Source organism: Bradyrhizobium sp. SZCCHNS1022, from assembly GCF_032484835.1.
Taxonomy (GTDB): Bacteria; Pseudomonadota; Alphaproteobacteria; order Rhizobiales; family Xanthobacteraceae; genus Bradyrhizobium.
Genome location: NZ_JAUETT010000001.1, coordinates 2,479,200 through 2,501,875 on the forward strand (window position 1 = coordinate 2,479,200; position 22,676 = coordinate 2,501,875).

Annotated in this window: 22 protein-coding genes; 16 read left to right on the top strand and 6 right to left on the bottom strand. The window is 66.1% G+C overall.

Annotated elements, in window-relative coordinates:
* Positions 1-536 precede the first annotated feature (536 nt).
* Positions 537-2,372 (bottom strand): substrate-binding domain-containing protein, encoded by a 1,836-nt coding sequence (locus QX071_RS11180; protein WP_315700764.1) that lies wholly within the window; start codon positions 2,370-2,372, stop codon positions 537-539.
* 366 nt (positions 2,373-2,738) lie between these two features.
* Here QX071_RS11180 and QX071_RS11185 point away from each other — a divergent pair, with 366 nt between their 5' ends.
* The 11 genes from QX071_RS11185 (at position 2,739) to gspM (ending at position 14,576) form a co-directional block, all read left to right on the top strand.
* On the top strand, positions 2,739-4,934 hold the full coding sequence (locus tag QX071_RS11185) for a tetratricopeptide repeat protein (RefSeq protein ID WP_315700763.1): 2,196 nt from the start codon (positions 2,739-2,741) through the stop codon (positions 4,932-4,934).
* A 76-nt stretch (positions 4,935-5,010) separates the two neighbouring features.
* Positions 5,011-6,465, top strand: a complete 1,455-nt coding sequence (locus tag QX071_RS11190) for a tetratricopeptide repeat protein (RefSeq protein WP_315700762.1) — start codon at positions 5,011-5,013, stop codon at positions 6,463-6,465.
* 263 nt (positions 6,466-6,728) lie between these two features.
* Entirely contained in the window at positions 6,729-7,367 is a 639-nt protein-coding gene (locus QX071_RS11195; protein ID WP_315700761.1) for an RNA polymerase sigma factor, read from the top strand.
* 88 nt (positions 7,368-7,455) lie between these two features.
* The gene (locus QX071_RS11200; RefSeq protein ID WP_315700760.1) at positions 7,456-9,174 is read left to right on the top strand and encodes a GspE/PulE family protein; all 1,719 of its coding nucleotides are present in this window, start codon (positions 7,456-7,458) and stop codon (positions 9,172-9,174) included.
* Positions 9,175-9,179: 5 nt separating this feature from the next.
* The gene (locus tag QX071_RS11205; protein WP_315700759.1) at positions 9,180-10,385 is read left to right on the top strand and encodes a type II secretion system F family protein; all 1,206 of its coding nucleotides are present in this window, start codon (positions 9,180-9,182) and stop codon (positions 10,383-10,385) included.
* Positions 10,382-10,831, top strand: a complete 450-nt coding sequence (locus QX071_RS11210) for a type II secretion system protein (protein WP_315700758.1) — start codon at positions 10,382-10,384, stop codon at positions 10,829-10,831. The genes QX071_RS11205 and QX071_RS11210 overlap by 4 nt, the downstream gene beginning before the upstream one ends.
* Positions 10,821-11,273: a type II secretion system protein gene (locus tag QX071_RS11215; RefSeq protein ID WP_315700757.1), complete on the top strand. Its 453-nt coding sequence runs from the start codon at positions 10,821-10,823 to the stop codon at positions 11,271-11,273. Before QX071_RS11210 ends, QX071_RS11215 begins: the two co-directional genes overlap by 11 nt.
* Complete coding sequence (locus QX071_RS11220) at positions 11,270-12,022, top strand: prepilin-type N-terminal cleavage/methylation domain-containing protein (RefSeq protein WP_315700756.1); 753 nt, start codon at positions 11,270-11,272, stop codon at positions 12,020-12,022. The genes QX071_RS11215 and QX071_RS11220 overlap by 4 nt, the downstream gene beginning before the upstream one ends.
* Positions 12,019-12,957: a type II secretion system protein GspK gene (locus QX071_RS11225; RefSeq protein ID WP_315700755.1), complete on the top strand. Its 939-nt coding sequence runs from the start codon at positions 12,019-12,021 to the stop codon at positions 12,955-12,957. Before QX071_RS11220 ends, QX071_RS11225 begins: the two co-directional genes overlap by 4 nt.
* Complete coding sequence (locus tag QX071_RS11230) at positions 12,947-14,002, top strand: PilN domain-containing protein (protein ID WP_315700754.1); 1,056 nt, start codon at positions 12,947-12,949, stop codon at positions 14,000-14,002. The genes QX071_RS11225 and QX071_RS11230 overlap by 11 nt, the downstream gene beginning before the upstream one ends.
* Position 14,003: 1 nt before the next feature.
* Positions 14,004-14,576, top strand: a complete 573-nt coding sequence (gene gspM / locus QX071_RS11235) for a type II secretion system protein GspM (RefSeq protein WP_315700753.1) — start codon at positions 14,004-14,006, stop codon at positions 14,574-14,576.
* A gap of 23 nt (positions 14,577-14,599) precedes the next feature.
* On the opposite strand, the gene QX071_RS11240 is transcribed toward gspM, so the two are convergent.
* The 5 genes from QX071_RS11240 to QX071_RS11260 form a co-directional block, all read right to left on the bottom strand.
* Positions 14,600-15,556 carry a UDP-glucuronic acid decarboxylase family protein gene (locus QX071_RS11240; RefSeq protein ID WP_315700752.1) on the bottom strand — a complete coding sequence of 319 codons (957 nt, stop codon included), beginning with the start codon at positions 15,554-15,556 and terminating at the stop codon, positions 14,600-14,602.
* Position 15,557: 1 nt separating this feature from the next.
* Complete coding sequence (locus tag QX071_RS11245; RefSeq protein WP_315700751.1) at positions 15,558-16,013, bottom strand: hypothetical protein; 456 nt, start codon at positions 16,011-16,013, stop codon at positions 15,558-15,560.
* A gap of 147 nt (positions 16,014-16,160) precedes the next feature.
* Positions 16,161-16,544 (bottom strand): VOC family protein, encoded by a 384-nt coding sequence (locus tag QX071_RS11250; protein ID WP_315700750.1) that lies wholly within the window; start codon positions 16,542-16,544, stop codon positions 16,161-16,163.
* Positions 16,545-16,556: 12 nt separating this feature from the next.
* Positions 16,557-17,696 carry an MFS transporter gene (locus QX071_RS11255; protein ID WP_315700749.1) on the bottom strand — a complete coding sequence of 380 codons (1,140 nt, stop codon included), beginning with the start codon at positions 17,694-17,696 and terminating at the stop codon, positions 16,557-16,559.
* Positions 17,697-17,805: 109 nt separating this feature from the next.
* On the bottom strand, positions 17,806-18,582 hold the full coding sequence (locus tag QX071_RS11260) for a DeoR/GlpR family DNA-binding transcription regulator (protein ID WP_315700748.1): 777 nt from the start codon (positions 18,580-18,582) through the stop codon (positions 17,806-17,808).
* A gap of 788 nt (positions 18,583-19,370) precedes the next feature.
* On the opposite strand from QX071_RS11260, the gene QX071_RS11265 reads away from it, so the two are divergent.
* The 5 genes from QX071_RS11265 to QX071_RS11285 all read left to right on the top strand — a co-directional run bounded on the left by QX071_RS11265 (position 19,371) and on the right by QX071_RS11285 (position 22,631).
* Positions 19,371-20,303 (top strand): 2-dehydro-3-deoxygalactonokinase, encoded by a 933-nt coding sequence (locus QX071_RS11265; RefSeq protein ID WP_315700747.1) that lies wholly within the window; start codon positions 19,371-19,373, stop codon positions 20,301-20,303.
* A 2-nt stretch (positions 20,304-20,305) separates the two neighbouring features.
* Positions 20,306-20,941: a 2-dehydro-3-deoxy-6-phosphogalactonate aldolase gene (locus QX071_RS11270; protein ID WP_315700746.1), complete on the top strand. Its 636-nt coding sequence runs from the start codon at positions 20,306-20,308 to the stop codon at positions 20,939-20,941.
* Between the two features lie 102 nt (positions 20,942-21,043).
* Positions 21,044-21,715, top strand: coding sequence for a phosphatase PAP2 family protein (locus tag QX071_RS11275; protein ID WP_315700745.1), 672 nt, complete (start codon positions 21,044-21,046; stop codon positions 21,713-21,715).
* Positions 21,712-22,059 carry a DUF3147 family protein gene (locus QX071_RS11280; protein WP_315700744.1) on the top strand — a complete coding sequence of 116 codons (348 nt, stop codon included), beginning with the start codon at positions 21,712-21,714 and terminating at the stop codon, positions 22,057-22,059. The genes QX071_RS11275 and QX071_RS11280 overlap by 4 nt, the downstream gene beginning before the upstream one ends.
* Positions 22,059-22,631, top strand: a complete 573-nt coding sequence (locus QX071_RS11285; RefSeq protein WP_315700743.1) for a hypothetical protein — start codon at positions 22,059-22,061, stop codon at positions 22,629-22,631. Before QX071_RS11280 ends, QX071_RS11285 begins: the two co-directional genes overlap by 1 nt.
* Positions 22,632-22,676: the final 45 nt, after the last annotated feature.

Sequence of the window (22,676 nt, forward strand, 5' to 3'; positions counted from 1 at the left end):
CTTATGAGTCGGCCGCACTCAGGCTACGCAGTCGCATCTGCTTGTATCCGTGACGTCAGCGCGCTCCCTGTCCCTCTGAAGCGGCGGCCAACGCATCGGAGAGAGCGGCGCGATCCGGCGACGACGCGCGGATCACGCCGCCGTCCCACGTGATGACCCATCACGGGTGATGACGTGCGGCAACCGTCGACCTGACTGCCGGCTGCATTGCTGCGATCGCGCTGGCGCCAGCTTACTGCTGGGCTTGCAGATGCTGGCTCTGGACCGCCCACGCCCGGGCCGGATCGGGCTCGCGGAGCCTGTTGTCGCGGATGACCGGAGCCACGTCCGATCGTATTACGGATTAGCTGCGCTCGAGGGGAACCGGGCTGTAGGCCGGCACCTGGACCTTCCGACTTCTTTTCTGTCCAGCGCGGTCTCGCCCGTATTTGGAGATTAAGAGAAAAACCGGGCGCCTCGGATGAGACGCCCGGTCGCTGTCGTCAGAGCTGAGATGCCGGATCAGGCGCAGTCATCCGATCCTGCATCGTCACGCATCACGGATTGGCGCCGCCGGTGACACCGGTGCAACCGTCCGCGCTGCCGCCCGAGGCGAGGGCGAGGGCGACGCCCGTGCCCGGGGTCAGATAGACGGCCTGGACAGCAGTCAGCCACTGCTTATTCAGCGGCGAGAAGCTGTTGTTGTTCAGGATGTTTTTGACGTTCACATCGCTTGTTGGATACTGATAGTACCAGTTCAGGAAGTTCAGCAGGTTCTGGCCATTGGTCGCGTTGCCATAGCAGCTGTAGGTCGCCATGAACGTGGTGCCCGAGAGCGGATAGGCACCGGTCTGGTTGGTGAGCGGCAGAACCGAGAGGCCGGCCACCGCGACGCCGCCATGGAGCGGTTCGGTCGACGCGAAGTTGATGCCGTAGACGTTCCAGTTCGCCCAGGTCGACGTAGCTGACGGAGGCGTCAGGCGGGTGTCACCCCAGGCAAGGTCCACCGCCGCCGGCGTCGGCGGGATGAAGGTCAGCGTGGTCGCCGCAGTGGCCGGAGTGGTCACGCCTGCGATACGCTGGGCCTCGTTCTGCACCGATGCCGCATACGGCGCGTTGGTTGCGATCGCATAGGGCTTGACGAAGTCGCCGCTGACATAGCCGATGCGGCCCGCCTGCGCCGCGGCCGTGCCGACCGCGGCCTGAACGCCGCCGCTGCCGCTGCTGCCGGCCCAGGCGCCAGCGACGGTCGATGCTGCGTTCCACGGGCCGTTGCCACGGGCCGCGGCGATGTTGGAGATCAGGTTCGAGAAGCTGGTGCTCGGCAGGTTCGCAGCACCGAAGATGGACTTGTACTTGTAGGTGTCGGTCGGGTCGATCAGCGGGCAGACCGCCTTCAGGTAGTTGGTGATGATGAAGCTGGTGCCGCTGCCGTCCGAGCGGTACGCCACCGAGATCGGCAGCGAGGCGCTGGCGTAGGGCTGCGCGGTCCCGACGCCGTTGCCGACGTTGGTGTAGTTGAACGCTTGGTTCACAACGGTGCCCGTGCTGGAAAGCGTCGGGATGGTGGCGACGCTGTTCCAGTCGGTGACCAGGCCCGAGAAGATCGCGCAGAGCTGGGCGCTCGAGAGCTGGATCGCGCCGCCGGTCACGATGGCGCCGCCGGACTTGATCTGCGAGTTGATGGTCAGCAGGGTGCTGTTGACGTTGACCGGGATCGCGACCGGAACCTCGAACGCCGGCAACTGGACCGGGTTGCCCCAGGCAGCCACGTTGAAGCTCACCGGGCTGCTGCTTCCGACGGCGACCTGGGTGGTCGCAGTGGCGCCGCCGCTGGCCCAATTGGCCGACGGAGTGAAGCTGAACGCCGCCGTGGTCAGCGCCGCAAGGGTCGAGGCCAGCGGCGAGTCGGACAGGCCGACGTCGACGCGCGGATAGGGATAGCTGCCGAAATTGGTCGAGTTGAGCGTGTCGACGTAAGGCGGCTGGGCGGCCGGGAACGGCGTCGCGACGACGGAGCCCGCGGTCACGTTGCCGCTGTACCACTGCGACGGAGTGTTGCTGATATAGCCGCGGAAGCCGTTGCCCGAACCGACGCCGGCATACATGCCCTGGACGGTGGTGTCGACGCCGGCACAAGCCGCCGGCAGCAGACCCGGGGTCGGGCCGGCCGCATTGAAGCTCGCCGAGAAGCTGAAGCCGTCATTGCCGACCGTCGCGCCGGTGTAGCAGTCGAAGATCTGGCGGAACGCTTCGGAGGCGAGCGTGCTGCCGCCGAAGTAGAGGCCGTTGGTCGCTTGCGCGTTGGCCGGCTGAACGGCCGAGAGCATGGCAGCGGCCGACAGCACCAGCGCCGACGACGTGCCGAGCAGATACTTGGTAGTCGATTGCATGTTCATCTCACTCATCTCGAGGGTTGTAACCATCGGCGCTGCGGCGTCACTCCGTCGTCATGAGATCGACAAGTATACATCAGAATATCTGATGTATTATTCGTCAATTTTGATAGGCCTAATAGATATATCTAAAATAGGCCTAAGTATCTCGTGCGCCGAAGGAATGTCTCCGTTCGTCGATGATTGGCTAACGTCTCATAGACAACTCGAAGATGAGATTCGCGCAGAGAATATTTCTAGCAATAGTTTGAAAAAGCTCTTGGCAATACCGCCTGACGTGATCTATGGAAACGCGGCGCGATCGTGTTGCTTAGTCGTTAATATGCAACCTTTGCGCAAGTGGCGGTGAGGCGGGGCTTCCACATGGAAGACAATTCGAGCGGGCGACTTGCGATTCGCGTGGAGCATGGCGGTCATGCATTGTTGGCCCGCCCGCTGTCGTATGGCGGTCATCATTCGGGGCCTTCGGGCAATGTGAGGCGTGCGCAGGAGCTGCATCAGCAGGGCATCGCGAATGCACGGGAGGAGCGCTGGCGCCAGGCGCTACGCGCATTCAATGAAGCGGTGCGGCTTGCGCCCGATCAGCCCGGCTTCAACTACTGCAAGGGTGTGGCGCTGTGCCGGTTCGATCGCTTCGACGATGCGCGGCGCGCCTTCATGGCGGAGCTGCAGGTGACGCCGACGCATGCGCCGGCGCTGGCTGAGATCGGCACCTGTCTTGCGCGCACCGGCCGCCCGCGCGAGGGCATCCCCTATCTGCAGGAAGGCTTGCGGCTGCTGCCGAACATGCCGCTGGCGCAATACAGCCTCGGCCTTGCGCTGCTCACCGAGAACCGGCGCAAGGAGGCGCTGGAGGCGCTCGATCAGGCCGTTGCTCTCGATGCCGGCTACGCCGAGGCCTATCGGACCCGCGGCCTCGCTCATGTGATGGACGGTCAGTTCGACAAGGCGGTCGAGGACCTGCAGGCCGCATCGACCATCGACAGCCAGAACTACAAGGCCATGCTCGAGCTCGGCATGAACTTCGGCGCGGCAGAGCGTCCCCAGCAGGCTGCGCGGCTGTTCGAGCTCGCCGCCGAGAGCGCGCCGAACGTCGCGTTGCCGCAATATCTCTACGGCCACTTCCTGATCAATCAGCGCCAGTTCGAGCGCGGGCTCAGCTATGTCGACCGCGCGCTCGCGCTCGATCCGCTGCAGGCCGAGCATCACATCGCGCGCGGCTTCGGTTTCCTTGGCCAGGGCCGGGTGGAGGACGCCGTCGCAGCCTTTCGGCGTGCCGGCGAGCTCGATCCGGCAAATGCGGCGGTCGCCGGTACGGTCTTGTTTGCGCTCCAGCACAAGCCGGGTGTGACCCGCGAGGAGCTGTTGCGCGAGCACAAGCGCTGGGCCGCGCTGTACCGTCCCAGCATGCCGAACGGCCGGCTGGCGTTTGCCAACCCGCCGGATCCGACCCGCAAGCTGCGGCTCGGTCTGGTCTCGGCGGACCTGCATCGGCACGCGGTGTCGTTCCTCACCCTGCGCGCCTTCGAGCAGCTCGCCGCGCTCGGCTATGAGATTTTCTGCTACAAGACCGACAGCAAGATTCAGGATGACGATTTCAGCGAGCGCTACAAGGCGATATCGCTCGCCTGGCGCGACGTGTCGAGCATCGACGATGCGGCGCTCGCGCGACAGATCGCCGAGGATAGGGTCGATATCCTGTTCGATCTTGCCGGTCACACCGCCGGCAACCGTCTGTCCCTGTTCGCCGGTCGTGCCGCGCCGATCCAGCTCGGCTGGGCCGGCTATGTCGGCACCGTCGGGCTCGATACCTATGACGGCCTAATCGCCGATCCCGTGGAGATTCCGCCGGAGCATGATGCGGGCTATGTCGAGCGGGCGATCCGGCTGCCGGATTGCTACGTCTGCTACCAGCCGCCGATCGGCGCGCCCGATGTGGCGTCGCTGCCGAGCGAGACGAGCGCGTGTTTCACCTTCGGTTGCTTCAATCGTCCGGCCAAGCTCAACGCCGAGGTGGGCAAGGCGTGGGCGCGCATTCTCGCCGAGGTACCGGATTCGCGCATCCTGATGGTCTATGGCGGCCTCGGCGAGGCCTCTACGCGCGAGGCCGTCTACGCCGTGCTGGAGCGCGGCGGCCTTTCGCGCGAGCGCGTCGAACTCGTCGGGGAGAGCGAGCAGGCCAAGCTGCTCGAAGCCTATGGCGAGGTCGATCTCGCGCTCGATCCGTTTCCTTATTCGGCCGGCGTCACCACGCTCGAAGCCATGTGGATGGGCGTGCCGACGGTGACTTTCGCCGGCGACACTTTCGCCGGTCGTCACTCGGCCACGCATCTGACTGCCGCGGGCCTCGGCCAGTTCTGCACCTCGAGCGTCGACGATTATGTCGCGCTTGCCGTCGAATGGGCGCGACGGCGCGGTGAACTGGCGGAGCTTCGCCGCTCTCTGCGCGAACGGGTGGCGGCGTCGCCGCTCTGCGACGCGCCGCGCTTTGCCGACAATCTGTCGCGCGCCCTGATGCAGCTCTGGACCGAGTGGTGCGCCGCGCGCAGCGCCGCCTGACGCTGGCCTCTGAAGCTTCGTTGGGGGCGCACGGCTGCTGAACTGTTTGTGAGGCGGGCACGGAAGGGACGTGGTGATGGCGGGAGCGGAGACCTCTGAGGCGCAGGCATCGAGAGCCGCGGCGGCCATGCTGAAGCAGGCCTCGACCGAGCGCCAGGCCGAATTCGCGCAAGCCGTGTTGGACCGCGCTTTCGCGCTGTTCCGCAACGGTCAGCTCGACAGTGCGGATGTGCTGCTCGAAACCATGGAGCAGGAGCTCGTGGTCCGGCAGCGGGTCATGCACCTGCGCGGTGTGATCGCTCTGTATCGCGGCGAGGACGAGAACGCGCTCGATTTCCTGGAAGAGGCGATCAGGCTTGAACCCGCCGACGCGGACGCGCACGCCAATCTCGGCGGGCTGCTGTTGAAGTCGGGGCAATATCCGCAGGCGCTGGCGGCCTATGCCGCTGCCTTGACGCTGCAGCCGGATAACGCCGCGGCGCGGCTCGGCCTGCCGCGCGCCTTGGCCGGCTCCGACCTGCCCGATCTTGCCGTCGCCGCCTTTCGCGACGGACTCACGGCCTCGCCCGAACCGGCCGAGGCGCCTGCGGCTGCGGCGCTGGCAGAATTGCTCGACGCGCATGGCGGGCGCGAAGATGCCAAGGCGCTGTTGGACGAGATGCTGGCGCGCCATCCAGACCATGAGGCGTTGCTTCGGATCGCGCACGAACCTGCCGAACCGGCCGATGGCGCCGAAGAGGCTGCAGGCGCCGTGGATATGGCCGCCAACGCCGACCGGGGGACCGATCCGGTGACGGCCGTAGCGCTGCGGATGACTGCGACGCCGCGTGTCGCCAGCGCCACGCTGTGCGAGGCCCTGTTCATGGAAGGCTGCCGCCACCATCGCGGCGGTGATATCGCGCGTTCGAGGCGGTTCTTCGAGCGCATTCTCGAGATCGATCCGGCTCACGTCAACGCGCTGTGCAATCTCGGATCGATCACCCTGGCGCGCGGCGACGTCGCGCGAGCGCAGATCTTGTTGCAATCTGCCGTAACCCTGGCGCCCGGGCTCGCGCCGGCGCGGATCGCTTTCGCCGATGCCTTGATGGCCGGCGGCAGGTTCGAGCAGGCGGGGGCTCATTATCGCAAAGCATTGGAGCTCCTTCCCGACAGCGACTTGGCGCACGCGCAATATGCGATGGCGCTGCGGCAACTCGGCGATCTCGACGGCGCGATGACGCATTTTCTCGCGGCGACCAGGATCAATCAGCAGCAGTCGCCGCGGTTCTACGAAGCCCTGGGCCGGACCTGTGCCGCGCGCGGCAATTCGCAAGGGGCCGAGATCAGCCTGAAGCACGCGCTCGCGCTCGATCGAAGGTGCGTGAGCGCCCATCATGCGCTTGGCGAGTTGTATCTGGGGCTTGGCCGGCCGGCCGACGCGGAAGCCGCGTTTCGCGCCGCGCTCGCTCTCGATCCGAGCGATACCGACGCGCAAAGCGGTGTGGAACGCGCGCGCTCTGTACGCGCGTGCGAGGCAAGCGGAGCGCCGTAACATGCGTGTAGTTCGCGCAACTAATGCAGGGCCTGCGAGTGCCGTCTTGCGACGAGGCGCGGGGCCTGTGTCTGTTGTGGCCGTACAGTCCAGTCGATCGCGCGATGCATCACTCATCGTGCGTTGTATGTGTTGGCGGTCGCGAGCATCGCGCGATGTCGCTTCCGCGGTTGAGTTCATTGCTATGTCATCAACTTTGGTTATGAACAGCGCGGCTGAACTCAAGCGAGTAGAACGCTGCGGCCGGGGATGGGGTCCCAGCTATGAGCGACACCAATCGAGCGGCGTTGCTCAGCCTTCTCGTCGCGAGCTACGACGATCTCAGATCGCGCTTGGTGCGACGTGCCGGTTCTGCGGAGCTGGCGGACGAGGCGCTTCAGGATACATTCCTGCGCCTTTCGAACGCGACGGGAATAGGACCGGTCCGCGATCTGAAGGCATATCTGTTTCGGGTTGCGCTGAGCATCGTCAGCAATCGGCGCGTCGCGGAACGTCGTCGTCGCACCGTATCGGAAGGCGATGCAGTGTTCGAGATGGTGGACGACAAGCCGGGACCCGATCGGGTGATCGAGGCGCGTTCCGAGATCGGCGCACTGAAGCGGGTGATTTCGGAAATGCCGCCCCGCCGCCGCGAGATGTTCATGGCGACCTTTGTCGACGAAGTGCCGTTGCGGGAAACGGCGCTGCGCTTCGGCGTCAGCGTCCGGACCGTGCAGGTGGAGCTCAAACAGGCGTTGGTCCATTGCGCGGCGCGTCTCGAACGGACGACGCAGGACTCGCCGCCGCTCCGGCCCCGGAATCACGTCTATCAGCAAGGTCGCGCGCTCCGTGCAGTGTACTGGACCCGGACAGTTGCTATCGGCGATCAGTCGTGCGCGGCAACGCCGGACGAGCCGTTGTGAATTTGCGCGCCTCGGCTGGGAATCCTCGCCCGGATGTCCTGGCCGGAAGGTGCCGGCACGCCCGTTGGGGCCATGAGGTCGGACGCGCATGAGCTTGGCTGCGCAGAAGAGAAAGCTTGCAATGCCGTGGCCGCTGCCGGCCGATTTCATGACGCATCTCGCCGCGCGAGGTGCGTTGCGCGACGGGCAGGGCGCTGCGGTCGCGCGGGCGTCCCGTCAAGGCGATGGGCTCTCCGGGCCGCCCGATTGGAGTGCGTTGACCAAGCTCACGGCATCGACGCTGGCCGATGAGCTCGCAAGCTTCTACGGTTGCAGCCGGGTGAAGCGCGACGATCTCACGCAGAACCGTTTTGCCGGCGGCGACATGTCGATGCGCTTCCTGAAGGAAGGCCGGTTGTTTCCTTATGAGAGTGCAGGCGGCGCGTTCAAGCTGGCCGTGGCCGCGCCGATCGACGACGAAACGCTGCGATCGATCGAAATCGCGTTGCGCGAGCCAGTGGTGTTGGCGGTGGCCACCGCCGACGATATCGATGCGGCGCTGTCGCTGCAACTTGAGGCGGAGCAGAGCCAGGCTGCGCCGCAGGCCAGCTTGCATGCGGGTGAGGACGACCTCGACAACCTTCGCGACCTCGCGCGCGGCGCGCCGGTCGTGCGCGCGCTGGACGATCTGTTTCGAATGGCGGCCGAGCAGCGCGCGACCGATCTGCACATCGAGCCCAACGGCGAAGGCCTGCAGGTGCGCCTGCGGGTCGATGGCATGCTCAAGAACGTCCCGGCGCCGCCGATGAGCATGGCCAAGGGCATCCTGTCGCGTCTGAAGATCCTGGCCGGCCTCAACATTATCGAACGCCGTTTGGCCCAGGACGGCCGGGCGCATATCGCGGTCGGCGGCACCGAGATCGATCTGCGCGTCGCCACCATGCCGACCATGCATGGGGAGTGCGCCGTGATCCGCCTGTTGCGCAAGGGCTCGGGCCTCGCCGCGCTGAACCAGATCGGGCTCAGCCCCCGCGACGAAGCCATCCTGCGCAAGGCGTTGCTCGCGCCTTATGGCATGGTCATCGTGACCGGGCCGACCGGCTCCGGCAAGACCACCACGCTCGCCGCGTCGCTCGCCGTCATCAACGAGCCGACGCGCAAGATCCTGACCATCGAGGATCCGGTCGAATACCAGATCCCCGGCATCAACCAGACCCAGGTCCATCCTGCGATCGGACTGACTTTTGCATCGGCGCTGCGTTCGTTCATGCGGCTCGATCCCGACGTCATCATGGTCGGCGAAATGCGGGATTCCGAAACCGCGCATATCGGCGTGCATGCCGCGCTTACCGGGCATCTGGTGCTGACGACATTGCACACCAACACCGCAGCCGGCGCGATCACGCGGCTGATCGACATGGGAATCGAAAGTTTTCTGTTGGCCTCCTGTGCGCGGGTGATCGTGGCGCAGCGCCTGGTGCGCATCCTCTGCGACCATTGCAAGGAGGCCTGTCGCCTGACGGCTGCAGAGATCGCCGCCGACGAGCGTTATGCCGCGCTCGGCATCGAACCGGGGGAGACCGTCTGCCGGCCGAAGGGCTGCGAGTGGTGCGGCTTCACCGGCTTTCGCGGCCGCAAGGGCGTGTTCGAGATCATGGAGATCGGCCCCGCGCTGCGGCGTGCAATCGGTCCGAAGACGGACGCCAGCGATCTCGAAGCCGCGGCGCGTCGCGAAGGCATGACGACGATGACGCAGGACGGCATCATCAAGCTCCGCGCCGGGCAGACCACGCTCGACGAGATCTTTCGCCTCACCACGAGCCTGTAGCGGTCATGCCCCATTATCGCTACCGCGCGCTGACCCGGGCCGGAGAGATCATCCTCGGCGACGTCGAGGCGCCCTCGCGCGAGGAGGTGCTGCGGCGGATCGAGTATCTCGGCCACCTTCCGGTCGAGGCGGAAATCGCCGGCGGCGGCGTGACACGAACCAATATCGTCAGCCGAGGATCGCTCGGCGGTCGCGAGCTGACGACGTTCCTGCGGCTGCTTGCGCTCCTGCTGCGGTCCGGATTGAATCTCGAAGCCTCGCTGCAGACGCTGGAGGACGACACCAACAAGTCGGTGGCGCGCTTTGCGGGCGGCCTTCGCTCCGCCGTGTCCGGCGGCGACGGCTTTGCCGAGGCGCTGGAGCGGCAGGCCGCGCTGCTCGAGCCGATGTATGTCGCCATGGTCCGGGCCGGCGAGGCGTCGGGCAAGCTCGAAATCGTCCTGCGCGCGATCGTCGAGGACCGGACCCGGCGCGAGCAGATGTCGCAACGGATCACCACCGCGGTCCGCTATCCGCTGTTCCTGGTCGGAGCGGCGATCGTGATCCTGTTCTTCTTCCTGCTTTACGTGGTGCCGCAGTTCGAGCCCATCTTCAGCGAGATGCAGGGCCATTTGAATGCGGGGGCGGCATTCGCGCTCACCGCCTCGACCTGGTTGCGCGCCCATCTCGACCTGCTGCTCGGCGTCGGCACCGGCGTGCTGCTGGTCGGCTGGCTCGTCCTGCGGCAGCCGGCGGCGCGAGCGCGACTGATGGCCACGTTCACGGCACTGCCGGGAATTGCCGGGCTGATGCACGATCGGCGCGCCGCGCGCTTCATCGGCACGCTCGGGCTCCTGGTGGAGAACGGCGTGGCGCTGCCGGCCGCGCTCAAGATCCTGCGCGACGTCGTGAGCGAGCCCGATTATGTCGCCGCGGTCGAGCAGGTGCATGAGCAGGTCCGCAACGGCCGCCGCTTCATCGAGGCGCTGGCCGACAGCGACCTGGTGCCGCCGCTGGCCGTGCGCATGCTCCGCGTCGGCGACGAGACCGGCGACCTTTCGGCGATCGCGCAGCACGCATCGCAGTTCTACGAACAGCGGCTCGCCATAGGTCTCGATCGCATGATGGGTGCGATCGGCCCGGTCACCATCATCCTGGTCAGTATCGGCATCGGCTCGTTGATCGTCTCCATCATGAGCGCTTTGCTGAGCATCACCGAGCTCGCCAAATGACGGACGCCATCGAGACAGATCCGCGGGCCGGCTCGACCTTGATCGAGATGATGGCGGTGATGGTGATCATCGCCATGCTGGCCTCGCTGGTCGGCGTGCTGCTGCCGGGCACCGGCCGCGGCCGGCTGAAGGCGCTCACATTGCAGACGGCCGCGATGATGCGGCGTGAGCGTCTCGTGGCGGTGCTCACCGGAAGCAGCCGCCGCATCTCGCTCGATACGAGCGCGCGTACGCTCGTCGGAGACAGCGGGGTGATCGCGATTCCGCGCGACGTGGTGGTCGATGTGGTCGGCGTGGACGAAACGTGGGCGGGACGGCAGGCGGTGGTGCGGTTCGAGCCGGATGGCGCTTCGACCGGCGCCGCGGTCAAATTCTCCTGGGACAAGGTGCGTTATGAGGTCGATGTCTCCTGGTACAACGGCCGTGTCGCGGTCGATGTTCAGTGAACGCCGCGCCGCTCGCGCAGGGTTCACGCTGATCGAGGCGCTGGTAGCGATGACGCTGCTGCTCGCCTTCGTCTCCGTGCTGGGGCCTCAGCTGTTCCACGCGCGCCGCATTGCCGATCGCATCGACGGGCGTATCGCGGCGCAGGCGCTGCTGCGCTCCCTGCTCGACGCGCCGCCGGACCGTGTCGCGCTTTCGCGGGGACCTCGCGACGGCGAAACCGGCGGCATGCGCTGGCGCATCACCGCGGAGCCGATGTTCATCGACGCCATGATCCCGCCGAAGGCTGAGTTGGTCCCGGCCAAGACCGCGAAGCCGGACGCACCCGTCGAGAAGCGCCCGAACTGGATCGCCTATCACCTGACCGCGACAGTGTCCTGGGCGCCGGGGCGAACGGTCACTGCCGACACATTGCAGCTGGGCCTGCCTGGGGAAGATCAATGATCATCCTCCGGCTTCCCGCGCGCCGCCAAGCCGAGCACGGCTTTACCCTGATCGAAGTGCTGGCGGCGCTTGCCATCGGGGCGGCGGTGATCGCGGGCGTGGCGGCGTTGATCCACAATGTCGCGCTCAACTTCGATCGGGGCACCGGCCTTGCGGGCAAAGCGGATCAGCTGCTGCTGGCGGCGGAGCGGATCGGCGCGGATCTGGGGTCGGCGCGCCAGCTTCCGCGCGGGCGCGACGCCAAGGCGGGCGTGGCCTTTGTCGGCGAGCCGGGGCAGCTGAGGTTCATCGCTGCGGGTGGGGTTGCTGCCGGACCGCAAGGTGAGGAGGTGGTCAGTCTCACGGTCGAGGATGTCGAGGGGACTGCTCATCTGATCCGACGCCGCGCGCCGTGGTCCGGGCCGCGTACGCTGTTCGAGAGCCTGGCCCTACGCGACCCGATCGATCTGATCGAAGGCAATGTCGATATCGCTTTCGCGTTTGGCAGCTTCGGAGCCGACGGCAATCTGATCTGGAGCGACAGCTGGCGCAGCCAGCCGCTGCTGCCTCGGCTGGTTCGGCTCACGATCCGGGATCGGGCCAGCGGCGCCGAGCTGCTTCCGGGTCTTGCGTTCCGGCTGCGCTCCGACGCGCCGCTTGGCTGCGCCCAGGCCGATGCGAGCGCCGATTGCCTGAAGGCAGGCGCGCCGACGCAGGCTGCGCCAAAGCAGGATCGACCCAGGACTGAGCCCGCTGGAGCGCGTGGATGAGTGTGCGGGATCGCGAGCGCGGAATGGTTCTGTTCGCCGTGCTGTGGGCGATTGCGTTCTGCTCGGTGCTGGTGATGGCGACGTCGATGACCTTCCGCAGCCTTGCCGGGATCGTGGCGATCGACCGCGACCGTGTCCAGGCCGATGTGCTGCTCAGCGCCGGGCTGGAGGTCGCGGCCGGCATGTCCGCTGCGCTCAAGGATGCGCCGCTCACCGCGCGCAGTACCGTCGTGACCTTGCCGACCGGGGAGGTGCGTGTGAGTGTCGGCGACGAGACCGGCCGCATCGATATCGGCCGGGCGCCTGCCGACGTGCTGGCTTCGCTGCTGCGCCATGTCGGCGCCGATGATGACGAGGCCGACGCTCTGGCGAAGGCCATCGTGGCGCTGCGCGATCAGGATCACGCTGCGCCGCCCGCAGACGGCGCGCAGCGCCAGCGGTCGGTGGTTGACAAGAAGCCCGAGCAGCCTACCGCTCCACAAGCGCAGTCGCCGTTCAGCGACATCCGGCAGCTCGCCGCGGTGCCCGGCATACGGCTGGAATGGATCACGGCGATGGCGCCCTTGATCACCGTCTATGGCAGCGAGGCTGTGAACCCCTTGACCGCCCCAGTCGCGGTGATCAGGGCGCTGCCGTTCTTTGAGGAAGCCCGCATGGAGAGCTTTCTTGCGACGCGCGGGACGCCGCTGGTGGATGGCGAGCGGCTCGGCTTTCTGCTTGGCCGCACCCAGCAATATCTGAAGGTTCAGCAGAGATCGGTGATCTCGGTCGAGCTCGCGGCGCGCACCACGGACGGATATTCGGTCAAAGCGAGGGCTTTCATCGTCCTGCTCAAGGGCGACAAACAGCCCTATCGTGTTCTGGCCTGGAATCCTGGCGGACGGCGCGTTGCGCGAGACGCCGCGATGGTGTCGGGGGATACCGATGGACCTTGAGACGATCGCAAAGGCCTGGATCGATCATCTCGCGCGGCTCTGGCTTGGCTGGCGCGACCGGCGCCGCGCCCGCAACTGGCTCAAGCTTCGTCAGGACGATGACGATCTGATCGTGCGGCAGAGCGACGGGACGCAGCAGACCTGGCCCGGCGCCTTGTCGCCGGGAGCCGCCCTTCCGGGCGAGCTTGCGCGCTCGGCGCAGCGCGCTTTCGTGATGCTGGAGCTCGGCAGCGAGGAGATCGTCTCGCGCCGCATGAGCGTGCCTGCGCAGGCCCGCGAACTGTTGCCCGGCATCGTTCGCAACCAGATCGAACGGCTCTCGCCCTGGCGCGCAACCCAGGCCTGTTACGGCTTCGATGTCCAGGATAGTGCCGAGCCAAATCACCTCGATGTCCGGGTTCTGATCACGCCGCGCGCGGTCGTCGACGACGCGCGTCATCGCATGGCGGCACTGGGCCTGCACGTCGACGCGGTCGTCGCCGGCGGAGCATCGGCGGGAGCAGCCAACGGCATCACGCTGTGGTCGCGGCTTGCGGATGCCGACGGTACACGCCTGATCCGGCTGCGCTGGATCATCGGCGGTGCGATGGCTGCGGCAGTTGGCCTCGCCGTGGTCCTGAATGTCTGGGCGTTCATGGCGGCCGCGGCGGCTGATGCCGAGAGCGGCGAGATCGTCGCAGAGATCGCCAGACTGCAGCGCCAGGTCAAAGGCACTTACTCGCCGCAGTCGATCGCATCGCTGCCGGCCGCCGAACGGGCATGGGCGCTGAAGGAGACCTCGCTGGTGTCGGCGATCGTGATCGAGGCGCTGTCGCGGGTGCTGCCCGACAGCGCCTATCTGACCGAGCTGAACATCGACGGTTCGACGGTGCGGATCGCCGGTATTGCCACGGACGCGCCCGCGCTGATCGCGCCGCTCGAACAATCAGGCCAGTTCAAGGACGTTCATTTCTACGCACCGACCACGCGCAGCGCCGATGGCGCCCGTTTCATCTTTCACATCGAGGCGCGCGTCGAGCCGCATCCGACGATGGCCGGAGGCTGACATGCCGAAGCTGAACCTCAAGCTGAAGCTTGACCTCAACCGCGAGCAGCTGCTTGCGGCCGGCGCCTTCGGCGCGCTGCTGCTGATCTGCATGCTCACCACTGCCAACGCGCTGCAGACCTGGATCGAAGCGGCGCAAAGCCTTGGCGAGCGCCGCGATCAGCTCGCGAGCCTGCAGTCGCGCGTCGGCGCGACGGTCAAGCAGCGCAAGTCGCAAGCCATGGCGGCGCCTGCGCTCGCCTTTCTCGACGCGCCGACCGGCGGGCTCGCAGCGGCGCAATTCCAGGCCTATCTGTCGCAGCTGATCGCGGATCAGAAGGCGGTCCTGGTTTCATCGGGGATTCAGGCCGCCGAGCGCGACGACAAGAGCGATGCGATCAAGCTCCAGCTCGCACTGACGGCGACGATCCCTGCGCTGCAGGAGCTGCTGTACCGGCTGGAGAGCGGAATGCCCTATGTGTTCGTGGATTCGCTTCTGATGCAGCTCGGTGGCTCGACCGAGCGCAACGCGGCCGATCCGGTGTTGAAGGTCACGCTGACAGTGCATGCGTTCTGGCGCCGCCCGAGCGCTTGAGCGGCGCGCCGCAACCGCCGCACTTACTCTGCCGCTTCGGCCGCCGTGTTCACCAGGCGCCGGAAATCGGCGATGGTCTTCTGCAGGCCCTCGTCGAGCTGGACGCGTGGCATCCAGTCGAGCACGGTGCGGGCCAGCGAAATGTCGGGCTGGCGCTGGCGCGGATCGTCTGCAGGCAGCGGCTTGAAGATCAGCGAGCTGCGCGATCCCGTCAGCGCGATCACGCGCTCGGCCAGCTCGCGGATGGTGAACTCGTTGGGATTGCCGATATTGATCGGGCCGGTGAAGTCGTCCGGCGTGTCCATGGTCTGGATCATGCCCTCGATCAGGTCGTCGACGTAGCAGAAGCTGCGCGTCTGGTTGCCGTCGCCATAGATGGTGATGTCCTCGCCGCGCAGGGCCTGCACGATGAAATTCGACACCACCCGACCATCGTTCGGATGCATTCGCGGCCCGTAGGTGTTGAAGATCCTGACGACCTTGATGCGCAAGCCGTGCTGGCGCCAGTAATCGAAAAACAAGGTCTCGGCGCAGCGTTTGCCTTCGTCGTAACAGGAGCGGATCCCGATCGGATTGACGCGGCCCCAATAGCTTTCGGGCTGCGGGTGGATTTCCGGGTCGCCATAGACCTCGGAGGTCGAGGCCTGCAGGATCTTTGCCTTTACGCGCTTGGCGAGGCCGAGCATGTTGATCGCGCCATGGACGCTGGTCTTGGTCGTCTGCACCGGATCGAACTGATAGTGGACCGGCGAGGCCGGGCAGGCGAGATTATAGATCTGGTCGACCTCGACATAGAGCGGGAACGTCACGTCGTGACGCATCACCTCGAAATACGGATTGCCGATCAGATGCGCGATGTTGGCCCGGCGGCCGGTGAAGTAGTTGTCGACGCAGAGCACGTCGTCGCCGCGATCGAGCAGGCGTTCGCACAGATGCGAGCCGAGAAATCCGGCGCCGCCGGTCACCAGCACCCGGGCCACGTCAGTCCTTCCTTATGATCGGAACGGCGGCGGAATCCGTCGGCCAGGCCCACGGCCGCGGCGTGGTCGGAACGAAACCCGCGATATGCGAGCAATCGCCGCTCTGGGAGCCAAACACGGTCCACTGCGTCACCTTCCAGAGCGTCCGTCGGCGCAGGTTCGCGCCGGCGATGACGCAATTGTTCCAGGGCGCGACAACGAACTGGATGTCGTAACAGCCGGCGGGCAGGTTCGAGACCGTTGCAAGCCGGGACGGCGCAAGCGGCTCGGCGAGCTGGTCGGGGCCCCACTGCCGCACATGACAGGGCGAGACATAGAGGTGCTGCAGATGGACGGGCGATGCGTTGACGATGGAGAATTCGGCCGCCTGCACGCACGACGACGTTGCTGATAGCGACGTGATCGCCGCGACCGATGCCCAGACAAGCGCGCGACACGCCGCGAGCCGGATGCGCATCCCATGTCGTCGGCCTATCATCGCTGCACTGTCCCGCTGCCTTGTTGGACAGCAGTAGCAGCCTGCCATTGCAGATTTGTGGCACCTACAACGTGTGCAGGAATTTCAAACAACTGTCATCGCGTGAAATCGCCGATGTCGGCGCTGCTACGCCGTGACCTCGACGCGGCTTCCGTCAGGCATGGCGATCACCGCCTCGTAGAAGCCGTCGCCGGTCGTGCGTGGCGCCGAGACGAGGACGCCATCGACCGCGCAACGTTCAGCGAGCGCATCGACGTCAGCCGCACTGCCGAGCGCAACGGCGACGTGATCCCAACCGATGCAGTCAGACGCATTCGCACCGGCAAGCCACGGGCCGGTCATGAGTTCGATCCGCGTGCCGCCACCGGGCAGCGTGGCGAAGCGCGAGACGAAGCCGGCGCGGCGCGTGCTGTGATATGCCGGGCTCACGGTTGCATGGAAGTAGCGTTGCCAGAACGCTGCTGCGGCGTCGAGATCGCTGGTCCAGAGCGCGACATGGGCGAGATGCATAGGGAGGTCCGTTCAGTTCTGTTCCGCGCCGGCGCGCTGCGCCGACAACGTCACGATGCCGAGCAGCGCGGCCAGCATCCAGAATGCCGCCTGCAGGCTGACGAACTCGGCGACGAAGCCGATCGCTGCGGGTCCTAACAGAACGCCGGAATAGCCCGTCGTGGTGACCGCTGCGACGGCGAGGCTGACCGGCATGGCGTCCTGCGTGCCTGCCTTACGGAACAGGATCGGGACGAGGTTGGATGCGCCGAGGCCGATCAACAGAAAGCCGGTGATGGCGACGGCGGCAAAGGGAATGGTGAGCAGGACGACGAAGCCCGCGATTGCGATCAGGCTGCCCCAGAACAGGGTGGCGCGGTCGCCGGTGCGGCTCACGATGGCATCGCCGCCGAGCCGGCCCGCCGTCATGGCGATCGAGAACAGCATGTAGCCGAGGCCCGCTTGCGCCTTGGGCAGGTGGTCCGCAGCCGTGAGCAGCAGCGCGCCCCAGTCGAGCATGGCGCCTTCGACCAGAAACATGATGCCGGCCAAGGCGGCCAGCAGCACCACGAAGCCATGTGGGAGAACGAAGAGCGGTCCGGCCTCGGACGGCCGCGCGCGCAGGAGCCGCGGCGTGGTGAGCCCCATGGCTAGGCCCATGAGGCTCGAGCAGACGAGGGTGCTGATCAGCGCATCGGCCCCCATGGCCAGCAACAGCGTCATCATGCCGGCTCCGACGAAGCCGCCGATGCTGAACTGGGCATGAAAGCCTGACATCAGCGGCCGTCCTTCGGCACGCTCGACTTCGATCGCATGAACGTTCACGGCGACGTCGAGCGAGCCCAGCGAGGCGCCGAAGGCGAATAATGCGGCTCCCAGCATTGCCGGCGTGGCTGCAAATGCCAGCAGGGGCAGGATGATTGCGAGCCCAAAGCCGCCCGCGACGATGATCGGCTTGCTGCCAAGGCGGCTCGTCAGCACGCCCGTCAGCAGCATTGCGGCCACCGCGCCGATGCCGAGGCAGAGCAGAAGCAGGCCTAGCGTCGCATCATCGACCGCGAGCCGCTGCTTGGCGAACGGCACCAGCGGTGCCCAGCAAGCGATGCCGAACCCGGCGACGAAGAACCCGAGCCGTGTCGCGAGCTTGGCCGCGCGCTGAACAGAAGACGACATGATGAACTCTCAGGCTAGGGCGCAGGGCGCTCGTCCCGCAAGTGGGGACAGGTGAGCGACGAGCAGGTGCGATCCGCGTTCATCGGGCCGCATGATGGTTTGGCTGTCGTCATGCCGGTGGACCGGCTTTGAGAATGGAGGCGCCGGCCTTCGTAAGGGCCTTGAGCTGAGCGGTGGGCGCGTCATGCTCCACGACGAGGTGTGCGATGTCCTTGATCGCGGCGACGCGATGTGGTGCGCGGGTCTCGAGCTTGTCCGTGGTGGCCAGCACGAGAGTCTCTCGACTGACCGAGAGCAGCGTGCGCTTGAATATCGCGTCGGCAGTGTCGATCGCACTGATCCCGCTCTTGGCTGACACCGCACAGGCGCCGAGAAACAGCCGGTCGACGTTCATCTGCCCGATCGTGAGAACCGCACCGGCATCGACACTGCCGCCGATCACCGGATCGACGGCGCCGCCGATCATGATGAGCTTCAGGTCCTGGCGTTGCAGCACCGCAGTTGCGATGTCGATCGAATTGGTCGCAATCGTGAGCTCGGCATCCTCGGGCAGGAATTCGGTCAGCGCCAGATTGGTGCTGCCGCTGTCGAGAAAAATGAATTCGCCGGTCCTGATCGCCGTAGCCGCAGCACGCGCCAGCGCTTGCTTGCGCTCACGATCTGCGCCGATGCGAGCCGCCATCGGCAACCATCCCGGCGTGATCGGCAGCGCCCCGCCATAGACGCGGCGACAAAGTCCTTCGGCCGCCAGCGCCCGCAGATCGCGCCGGATCGCGTCCTCGGAGACGTCGAATTCGGCCGCCAGCGCTGCTGCAATGACCGATTGTCCCTGTGCCAGGCGTTCGCCGATCAGGTCCCGCCGCGCCATCGGAATTTCGTCTGACATGGCCGAGACCCTATCATGCAAAAACAAGAATAACAACGTGCATAAACGTGCAAACATCCGAAGGTCAGCGCGGATCGTCCTTGCCGGCCTTCGCCGGATCTCCCTGCGTGCCTTGAATATCGATGCGTCAAAAAGCCAAATTTGCTTGAGCTTCCAGGCGGATCACCCCAGTCCAGATGCTCTGCGAAAAATATTTTGATTTCTATTTTTCAGAAATCGTGGTTGTCTAGGGCATCCCGCCTCGATGAAGAGGGACGTGCGCATCGTCGCGATACGTGGAGGCGGGGAGCGGTGGCCGCGAGAGTGTCAGGCGCTGTTGCGCAAGACGACTGACGCTGTTGCGGACGGCCAAGCCGCGTGGTCCTGACACCCCGACGCTGGTGTCCTCGCGCTGATGCGTCTGCATCATGCGCGGATATGGTGGCCAACAAGCCCGGTGCACCAGGGAGAGCGCGGAGCAACCGTTAAACCCATCGCGCAGGGAATGCCGGATCGTTCGGCTGGACCTGTGGTACCTGCCGCCTGCATTTTTTTCGCAGGCGGGCCATGGGTTGCGGCCAGCGCCCGGCATTCCCTGCGCCTCTTTGCTTTCGGAGGCGGCTCACGATCCATAATTCGGGCGCGAACGCGCCGCGAAGGCGAGGAGGCGCGCCTTGCTCGTCCCGGTCCGGGCGGAACTGGCGTGACCGATGCTGCGGATCGTCGGCGTTCGGTCGCTTGACCTTTTGTCGAAATGGGGCTGGATGCGAGATGGATTTACCGGTGCAGGCGCGCGTGAGGAGAAGTGAGTGAGCGCAAAGTCAGTGGACGCCAAGCCCGCCTTTGTTGCTGTCGATTGGGGCACGTCGAGCTTTCGCGGCTGGCTGATATCGGCAGCAGGAGACGTGCTTGCCGAAAGCCGCGGGCCCGAAGGCATGTTGCATTGTGCGGCGACCGGTTTCGCGCCGGTGCTGCGCGATCATCGCGCCAAGCTCGGCGCGCCCGACGATCTGCCGGTGTTGATTTGCGGCATGGCCGGCGCCAAGCAGGGCTGGGTCGAGGCGCCGTATGTGCGGACGCCGACCCGGCTCGACAGCCTGCATGAAGGAGCGGTTCATCTCGAGGCTGGTGGTGACATCCGCATCCTGCCTGGGCTCGCCCAGGCGCGAGCTGATCAGCCGGATGTCATGCGTGGCGAGGAAACGCAGCTGCTCGGCGTCACCGAGCCCGATTTCACCGGGCTGGTCTGCATTCCCGGCACGCACAGCAAGTGGATCGCGATCGAAGCCGGCCGCGTGAGCGAATTCACGACCTACATGACGGGAGAGCTGTTTGCGGTGATCTCACAGCACAGCATCCTCGCCCATGCGGTGGAGCCGTCGGCTGCGCCAGCAGCGGAGAGCACGGCGTTTCGCGACGCGCTTGCCGCCGCGCAAGTCTCTCCGAGCGGATTGACCACGTCGCTGTTTCGGCTGCGGGCCGCGCAGCTGCTCGGCTTCGCGCAGCGCGCCGACGGGGCTGCGACCCTGTCCGGTCTCCTGATCGGCACGGAACTCGCCGATGCGTCCCGACGTTTCCGCGGCGAGCGGGCCGTGCGTCTGATTGGCGCCGGCGCGCTCGGTCTGCTCTATCAGCAGGCGCTGGCGCAGGCCGGCTTTGCCGTCACCGTCGTCGATGCCGAGCAGGCCTCGCGGCAAGGCCTTGCCAAGGCCGCTTTGCAGATTTGGGGAGCTCAGTTCTGAACATGACGCAGTCGGTATCCTGGCCCAAGGTGAAACGTTCGCTGGTCGCGATCCTACGCGGCATCAAGCCGGAGGAAGCGGAGGCAATCGTCGGTGTGCTGATCGAGAGCGGCTTCGAGCTGATCGAGGTGCCGCTGAACTCGCCCGATCCCTTCGTGTCCATCGAGCGCCTGTGCAAGCGCTTCGGCAGCGACGTGTTCATCGGCGCCGGCACCGTGCTCAGCGCTGCCGATTGCGCGCGCCTCGCCGATGTCGGCGGCCGGTTGATGGTCAGCCCCAATGTCGATCCCGATGTGCTGGCGACGGCGGGCGCGCGGGGCCTGGTGACCATGCCCGGCGTGTTTTCGCCGACGGAAGCCTTTCTGGCGCTGCGCTCCGGCGCGTCCGCGCTGAAGTTTTTTCCGGCTTCCGTGCTCGGGCCTTCGGGCATCTCGGCGCAGCTCGCCGTGCTTCCGAAGGGCGTGGTGGTCGGCGCCGTCGGCGGTGTGTCGGACAAGAATCTTTCCGATTATGCCGCGGCGGGAGTTCGCGCCTTCGGCTTGGGATCAAGTCTCTACAAGCCGGGCATGACGGCCGCGCAGGTGCGTGACACCGCGCTTGCCTCCGTGCGCGCCTATGATGCCGCAATGGCGCGATGAGCAGGGCGAACCGAGCGGGGAGCAGCGGAACCCGTGCGACGGTTTTGTGAAACTTCTTTGACGCGGGAGCGTTGGAACGGAACCCTTTCATGAAGCTCCAGGATGCCCGTGTTCGACGCGTTGGAGAAGGTGACGCATTCGCCGCTTGCCGGCATGTTCGACAAAGCTCATCCGAAGCCGCTGGTGAGGGTGCAGCCGACGAAACCCGATATCGCCATCGCCGATGCAATCGCACATCACGCAAGGCCCGCACCTGAAAAGCTCGGGCGCGCTCTCTCCTGGGGCGCAGACGAGCATGTGCTGCTTGCACTGGCTGCTCTGGGCTGGGTTGCTACACGCGGTCAGGAGAAATCGGTGCGCCGCGTGGCCGATCACATGCTGCTGCTGACGGCCGCCGCGTCGGTGCTGCCGCATCTCCTCAAGAGGTACATCGATCAAACCCGCCCTGACCGCGAGACCCTGCTCGGTCATATCAACGGGATTTCCTGTTCCGGCAAACGCGAGGACGCTTTCCCCTCCGGCCACGCCTTGCACATGGGAGCGGTCGCCTCCGCGGCAGGCCTGCTGCCCTCGCGCCCGCGCGCGCTCATTCGCAGCGTTGCCGTTGGCCTGTCGCTGACACGGGTGCTCATCCTGGCGCATTGGGCCAGCGACGTCGTCGCAGGCTTCGTCATGGGCGTGGCGCTCGACCGCATTCTCCGCCTGGTGACCGGATGTCCGACGCAGCTCTCGCTGGCGCCTGTTCGCGACAAGAAGCCGGAGGGGCGTTCATGAGCGAATATCTGCTTCGCTTCGTCCTCGGCGGCCTCGTGGTCTCCGCTTTCGCCGTGCTTGGCGACGTGCTGCGTCCAAAGACTTTTGCCGGCCTGTTCAGCGCGGCGCCGTCGGTGGCGCTGGCGACACTTGGCATCGCGATCGCCGTCCATGGCGCCGAATATGCCGCCATCCAGAGCCGCTCGATGATGTTCGGTGCCATCGCGCTCGCGATCTACAGCATCGTTGTTTGCCAACTCCTGATGCGGGCGCGCATGCGCGCCTTCTCCGCGACCCTGCTTGCGCTCACGGTCTGGCTGATCGCGGCGCTCGGCCTGCAGGCGCTGTTTCCGGGAGGCGCCTGATGCTGATCGGCTTCTCGCTGTCCTCGCTGAAGGAGGGCCGCTGGTACGAACACGTCGTGCGCTTTGCCCTCGGCGGCGCCGTGACCGTGGTGGCCGGATTGATTGCGCGCGGGTTCGGTCCCGCGCTCGGCGGCCTGTTCTTGGCTCTGCCCGCGATCTTCTGCGCCAGCGCCACGCTGATCGAGGGGGACGAGAAACGGCGCAAGCGCGAGGCCGGCCTCGGTGGGACCAGGCGCGGGCAAGAGGCTGCGGCCCTGGATTCGGTCGGCGCCACGGTTGGCAGTCTTGGCCTGCTGGCCTTTGCAGCTTGTTTTCTGCTGCTGGTCCGTCACAGCATTCCCGCCGCCTTCATTGCAGCCTCCGCTGCATGGCTCGGGGTTTCGGTCGGTGTCTGGTGGGGCCGCCAACAGTGGCGGGCAGCACTTCGCCGACGCGCGACGGAGACCGCGAGCCCCGAACGGATCCGTCCGTCCGGTAAGTCGCTGTCGCATGCCGGAGCGTCGCGGCGAGGTCGATGGCTGCGGGCAGAGACGCGTTCAGGGCGGCGTGGGAAGCAGGGCAGCGTTGCGTGATTTTGTGGGAAAATAGATTGAATTCAAACAATTTTACTTCAAGTA